Source organism: Bacillus haikouensis, from assembly GCF_013179555.1.
Lineage (GTDB): Bacteria > Bacillota > Bacilli > Bacillales > Bacillaceae_B > Rossellomorea > Rossellomorea haikouensis_A.
On the sequence record NZ_JABMCR010000256.1, the window covers coordinates 1 to 5800 of the forward strand.

Below are 5800 nucleotides of genomic sequence, written 5' to 3' on the forward strand. Positions count from 1 at the left end.
ACATTGCTCGGAACTTTGTTAGCTGCTCTCCTTTGGTGGTCATCTTTTCTATCGAGGGTATTAGACCCTTATCTGGTCATCCTGAACGCGATGCCGAAAGTGGCCCTCGGCCCGATTCTCATTGTCGGCCTTGGTCCGGGATTCACTTCGATCATTGCGATGGGTACGATTATCTCAGTCATCATCACCACTATCGTCGTATACACGTCCTTTAAAGAGGTAGATCCCAATTATTTGAAAGTTATGATGACTTTCGGTGCAAAAAGGGGGCAAATGTTCAAGGAAGTCGTCCTGCCTTCTTCCTTCCCGACAATCATTTCCACGTTGAAAGTAAACGTTGGCTTATCCTGGGTCGGTGTCATCGTCGGTGAATTCCTTGTGTCGGCCAAAGGACTCGGTTATATGATCATCTATGGATTCCAGGTATTCAATTTCACGCTTGTCATGTTGTCCCTGATTGTTATTGCCGTATTTGCCACGATTATGTATAAAGTCGTTGAGCAGCTTGAAAAAAAGTGGATCAAGTCATAAAGTTCAATTGTTTAAATGCCAATTCCACCACTTTGTCTTTCATGATAAAACTGAATTCAGGGTGTGTCTGCATATCGGCCGGCTCACCCTCCCACAGTTTGCACCCGTCAGTTTCCAGGTAATCTGGTTTCAACACCAGTTCTTCCACTTCTGCAAAGAAAATGGTCTTAACAAAAGGCTGTCCATCATACACTTTATATTCCCCAACAAAAACAGGCTCCTTGATCACACCACCTGTTTCTTCGTATGTCTCGCGGATTGCCGCTTCCTCAAGTGACTCCCCTGTTTCACGCTTGCCCCCGGGAAATTCGAGGCCGCGTTTTTTATGCTGAGTCAATAGCCATTTGTTTTGATAACGGCAAATGATCAGTACATGATTTGATTCCTGGTCAAAGAAATGTTTCTCGAATACGAGCTCCACTATTAACCCATTAGCGTCGATAAAGCGTTCCATATGAATTCACCCCACTCTTATCTAATCACAAATAAAAAGCATTGGTCCACAGTTAAATTCGGAACCAACACTTTTATTTTCAGCGGGGTGTTTGATCATCCAGGATCCCCATGCTTTCAATATGCTTTTTCGCATCCTCATCCCCTAGTTCATGGATCATGGCATACACTTGATGGAGATTTTCATCGTAAGCATCATTCTCACGGTCAAAGTGATACTGAATATAAGGAACATGTGCACGGTAGAAATTTTGCCAGTCAATTGAATGACTGGAATCAAAGATCTCCCTCAGCCTTGTGATTTCTTCGTCCGTTGCCGAAATTTTAAAGTTCCATGGCGAATCCGTCGAACTTCTTGAAATTTCACCCTGGGCAATTTCGATATAATAATCATGACGTTCATCCAAGCTTTCCAACCCCTTTGATTTTCTTATCTTTCTTTTTCCTCAATACTCCGTTTTCTATTCATATTGCAAATACCTCCTATCAACAATTTATAAAACAAGCTGATCCGAGGAGGTTATGATTGATTCCCGGGGAAAGAGGCGGCAAGGGAGTTCTCACAAGCTCCATAACCGGCTGCAGGCTGCAAATGCCATTAGCTGGGTTACAAACCCTTTTAACATTGCGAAAATAATTAACGATCTCACGCATAAAGTCATTATTCTTTAGTATAGTATCAATAAGAAAGACAATTGTATTTATAAGCAGAAATGCTTATGATACGGAATTTCGGGTATATACAAAATAAATTATAGAGTAATTCGATCATAATTCTGTTAAAATTGATGAAAGGGAGGTGAAGTGCATGAAGTTGATTGAAGAAATTTATGAGATGTACCGAGGCAGGATCAAAGGTACAGATGAAGACTTAGACCTCATTGCCCTTACGATTTTAGAAGATACTTCCAGGAACGAAATCATTGAATTGATTCAAGAAATGGAAACAGAAGAACTGGAATATTTCCTTCGACTATACATATTTGAGACGTTAAAAGAAAAATGGTCCAACAGTGAAGAACGTGTGCGGTTGGAACGTAAAAGCCTTCACTGATTTTGAACGTCCATAGAATAAATGAAGCCTAAAACAGAATTCTGTTTAAGGCTTTTTCCTTACCCTTTTAAATCAACGTTGAGTCCCTTGCTCGGATGCGGTGCGTCATTTGCCGACTGCATGTCCTGAAGCATGACCGTCACGTGAGCTGCCTGGGTGGACATCTGACTCTTCAACAGATTCATACTGAGTGTCCGCTGAAGTTCAGCTACCTGCTTCCCCATTATGGAGGATACGTTCATTTATCTTCCTCCCCTCCCCTGTTTCTTTCATCATACCAAAATCATCCAGAATGAGACAGCCTATTCTTAAAAATGGAGGAGGACCTTTACACTATAAATTCCATTCAAAATATTGTACGATTTATGAACTCGTAATTATTTTTTCTGTGATAAAATAGGAAGAAAAAAGGAGGTTGAACTGTGTCATTAACTCTCGTGATGATCATCGCTGTCGTTATATGCATTCTCGTGATATTTGTTAGTGCCCTGACAACATCCAAAGCATATACGACCGTTAAACATACTGTCGATCCGCTCGATAATAATCCGCACCTAAAGCACATGGAAGAAAATAAGCAAGATTCTGATGAGGAAACAAAGCAATAGGATATATATTGAAAGCCGGGTGGAAATGGAACCCGGTTTTAATCGTTTTCCGGTAAGCCTATGGACGTTTTGTTTCTGAAGAGTTGACGTTTTTCCAAATGATTTAATGATTAACATAAATTTGCTGGATGGATCATACTTAGGTGAAACAGATCGTAAATTGATACATCAGATTGGAATCTGCCGCTTATTCAGCCGCGGTCAATCTTCTAAAAATTCCATTCTATCAACTTAAAAAATCCACCGGCTCACTAAGAAGCCGGTGGATTTTTTTAAATGTTAAGCAAATACTTGCTTCAGGTCTTCTTTACTCTGGCTCAGCCAGTACTTCATTAATTTCTTGGCACCTTCTAAATCATGAAGCTTTGCCTGGCCGCACTGTTTCTCATTGGCTGCAGGGATTTCTACAATTTCGACTGCTTCTTTCATAGTCGCTTCGAGCAGGTCGATGATTTCCTCAACTTTAGGTTCGCCGCTGACGACCAGGTAATAACCGGTCTGGCATCCCATCGGAGAAATATCAATGATATCGAAGTGATCATAAGGCTCTGCATATTTACGGATCGTAAATGCAAGTAAATGTTCAAGAGTGTGAATAGAGTCGGGCTTCATTGCCTGCTTGTTTGGCTGACTGAAACGGATATCGAATTTATTGACAAGGCCGTCGCTTCCTACCTTATGCACTCCACAATGTCTTACATACGGTGCTTTTACCGCATTATGATCTAATTCAAAACTTTCTACTGATGGCATTCATAATCACTCCCATTAGTTTCTGCTTATAGTATAACGTAAATTCATAGTAATTTCATCAACTTAATCTGTTTTAAGCCGATTTTATGATTTCTCATTTTCCCAAACTTCGTCAACACGGCACTCGAACCCTCTTTACAATTTTATTTCAATTTCAAATCCGTCTTCTTTCATGGGTGGTACGATTTTGATATAGTAGAAGAAAAGAACCTAGGAGATCATTTAATGAAACGCGCATTACTTTTACTATTCCGATTTTATCAAATCGTGATTTCTCCAATAAAGCCTCCAACATGCCGATTTTACCCCACCTGTTCACATTATGGAATGCAGGCAGTCGGCAGATTCGGCGCCATACGCGGCGGTTTCCTGACAATTAAGCGAATTCTCAAATGTCATCCATTCCATCCCGGCGGGATTGATCATGTACCGGAAGAATGGCCGTCAAAGAATAAGCAGAACAAAGACTAGTTCTCTAGCCGGAGCTAGTCTTTTTATATTATGTTATACGTCCAAAAGTTTTGTCTTGCTTATTGCTCTCGGGGATAGTACAATAACCATTGTGCTAAATCGTAATCATTACTGTTTGTTATTAAAGTACTTAAAGGAGGATCCCTCTTGAACTATATTCGAAAAAGCTGGTTATTATTAATCGTTCTATTCCTGTCGGCTTGCGGGGCCGCCTCCGATGAAAATGGAGAAAAAGACGGTAAACTCGATGTGTATACGACTGTCTATCCGATTAAAGATTTCACAAAGAAAATCGGCGGGGAGCATGTCGAAGTTCAGAGCATTTACCCCCCGGGAGCCGATGAGCATACGTTCGAGCCATCACAAAAAGATATGATCAAGATGGCGGATGGAGAAATTTTCTTTTATGTCGGGATGGGACTTGAAGGATTTGTCGAGAAGTCCAAAACAATTCTGGAAAACGAGGATGTTAAAGTCGTTCCTGTAAGTAAAGATATTGAAGTTGAACATGAGGAAGCTGGTCATGATGAGGAAGAACATGCAGGAGACGATCATGGGCATACCGAAGATGAGCATGCAGAAGGAGATCATGGACATCACCATGATGTCGATCCACATATTTGGCTGAATCCCGAATACTCCAAACATATGGCTGAAGTAATCGCGGAAACCTTATCTAAAACAATGCCAGAACATAAAGAAGAATTTCAATCAAACCTGAAAGACTTAAACGGTGACCTCGATGCATTAGATGCTGACTTTAAAAAGATGGCAGAAACCGCTCCAAATAAAACCTTCTATGTATCACATGCGGCATACAGCTATTGGGAAGAGCGATACGGCTTACATCAGGAAGCCATCGCAGGATTGAACACATCGGATGAACCTTCACAGCAGGAATTGAAAAAAATTATCGATCAAGCAAAAAAGGACGATGTTCAATACATTCTGTTTGAACAAAATGTCTCCTCCCGCCTGACGGAAGTCGTTCAGAAGGAGCTTGGGGCGAAATCCCTCCATCTTCATAACTTATCTGTTCTGACTGAGGAAGATCGGGATGAAGACGATGACTACTTCTCATTGATGAGACAGAATATCGAAACATTAAAAAAGGCCCTGCAGTAGCAGTGGAGAGCATCACTCAATTATAGAGTGATGTTTTTTTTGTGTTTTTGTAGTGGAGTGGTGTGAATTGGTTGAGTGGGTGTACCTGGTACAATTCTAACTTATTGTTCCTGGTACAAATCTAACTTATTGTTCCTGGCACAAATCTGGCTTTTTGTTCCTGGTACAAATCTAACTTATTGTTCCTGGTACAAATCCGACTTTTTGTTCCTGGTACAAATCCGGCTTTTTGTTCCTGGTACAAATCTGGCTTTTTGTTCCTGGTACAAATCTAACTTATTGTTCCTGGTACAAATCCGGCTTTTTGTTCCTGGTACAAATCTAGCTTATTGTACCTGGTACAAATCCGGCTTTTTGTTCCTGGCACAAATCCGACTTTTTGTTCCTGGCACAAATCCGACTTTTTGTTCCTGGTACAAATCCGGCTTTTTGTTCCTGGTACAAATCCGGCTTTTTGTTCCTGGCACAAATACGACTTTTTGTTCCTGGCACAAATCCGACTTTTTGTTCCTGGTACAAATCCGGCTTTTTGTTCCTGGTACAAATCTAGCTTATTGTTCCTGGTACAAATCCGGCTTTTTGTTCCTGGCACAAATCCGGCTTTTTGTTCCTGGCACAAATCCGGCTTTTTGTTCCTGGTACAAATCCGGCTTTTTGTTCCTGGCACAAATCCGGCTTAATTAAGTAACAATTAATCCCCCTGGCAAACAACAAATTCCTCCTCCATACCCATGCATATTATTTTCCATTAAGTGGACAATAAGGAAGGCGAATGATATGTAAGGGAGAATTTGAAATGGATGAA

At 40.9% G+C, this 5800-nt stretch carries 9 protein-coding genes; 5 read left to right on the forward strand and 4 right to left on the reverse strand.

Annotated features, from left to right (window positions below):
- On the forward strand, nt 1-531 hold a 531-nt coding region (locus HP456_RS18875), incomplete at its 5' end, for an ABC transporter permease (RefSeq protein WP_172253951.1).
- On the opposite strand, the gene ytkD is transcribed toward HP456_RS18875, so the two are convergent.
- Entirely contained in the window at nt 521-985 is a 465-nt protein-coding gene (gene ytkD, locus HP456_RS18880) for an RNA deprotection pyrophosphohydrolase (RefSeq protein WP_172253953.1), read from the reverse strand. The two genes, HP456_RS18875 and ytkD, sit on opposite strands and share 11 nt — an antisense overlap.
- Nucleotides 986-1064: 79 nt before the next feature.
- Nucleotides 1065-1391: a hydrolase gene (locus HP456_RS18885; RefSeq protein ID WP_376766239.1), complete on the reverse strand. Its 327-nt coding sequence runs from the start codon at nt 1389-1391 to the stop codon at nt 1065-1067.
- Between the two features lie 401 nt (nt 1392-1792).
- On the opposite strand from HP456_RS18885, the gene HP456_RS18890 reads away from it, so the two are divergent.
- Nucleotides 1793-2038: a DUF6154 family protein gene (locus HP456_RS18890; protein WP_172253957.1), complete on the forward strand. Its 246-nt coding sequence runs from the start codon at nt 1793-1795 to the stop codon at nt 2036-2038.
- Between the two features lie 59 nt (nt 2039-2097).
- Here the strand turns inward: HP456_RS18890 and HP456_RS18895 are convergent, their stop codons facing one another.
- Nucleotides 2098-2280, reverse strand: coding sequence for a polyribonucleotide nucleotidyltransferase (locus HP456_RS18895; RefSeq protein WP_172253959.1), 183 nt, complete (start codon nt 2278-2280; stop codon nt 2098-2100).
- 180 nt (nt 2281-2460) lie between these two features.
- Here HP456_RS18895 and ytzI point away from each other — a divergent pair, with 180 nt between their 5' ends.
- On the forward strand, nt 2461-2646 hold the full coding sequence (gene ytzI, locus HP456_RS18900; protein WP_312857792.1) for a YtzI protein: 186 nt from the start codon (nt 2461-2463) through the stop codon (nt 2644-2646).
- A gap of 279 nt (nt 2647-2925) precedes the next feature.
- Here ytzI and HP456_RS18905 read toward each other — a convergent pair whose 3' ends face one another.
- Nucleotides 2926-3399, reverse strand: a complete 474-nt coding sequence (locus tag HP456_RS18905; protein WP_172253961.1) for an S-ribosylhomocysteine lyase — start codon at nt 3397-3399, stop codon at nt 2926-2928.
- 225 nt (nt 3400-3624) lie between these two features.
- Here HP456_RS18905 and yidD point away from each other — a divergent pair, with 225 nt between their 5' ends.
- Nucleotides 3625-3870, forward strand: a complete 246-nt coding sequence (gene yidD, locus HP456_RS18910; RefSeq protein ID WP_172253963.1) for a membrane protein insertion efficiency factor YidD — start codon at nt 3625-3627, stop codon at nt 3868-3870.
- 147 nt (nt 3871-4017) lie between these two features.
- Nucleotides 4018-4995 (forward strand): metal ABC transporter solute-binding protein, Zn/Mn family, encoded by a 978-nt coding sequence (locus tag HP456_RS18915; RefSeq protein WP_216663351.1) that lies wholly within the window; start codon nt 4018-4020, stop codon nt 4993-4995.
- Nucleotides 4996-5800 lie beyond the last annotated feature (805 nt).

Excerpts from the sequence above, each read along its gene's own strand:
- ytkD (WP_172253953.1), bottom strand. The coding sequence starts at position 985 with ATGGAACGCTTTATCGACGCTAATGGGTTAATAGTGGAGCTCGTATTC.
- HP456_RS18890 (WP_172253957.1), top strand. The coding sequence starts at position 1,793 with ATGAAGTTGATTGAAGAAATTTATGAGATGTACCGAGGCAGGATCAAA.
- HP456_RS18895 (WP_172253959.1), bottom strand. The coding sequence starts at position 2,280 with ATGAACGTATCCTCCATAATGGGGAAGCAGGTAGCTGAACTTCAGCGG.
- HP456_RS18905 (WP_172253961.1), bottom strand. The coding sequence starts at position 3,399 with ATGCCATCAGTAGAAAGTTTTGAATTAGATCATAATGCGGTAAAAGCA.
- yidD (WP_172253963.1), top strand. The coding sequence starts at position 3,625 with ATGAAACGCGCATTACTTTTACTATTCCGATTTTATCAAATCGTGATT.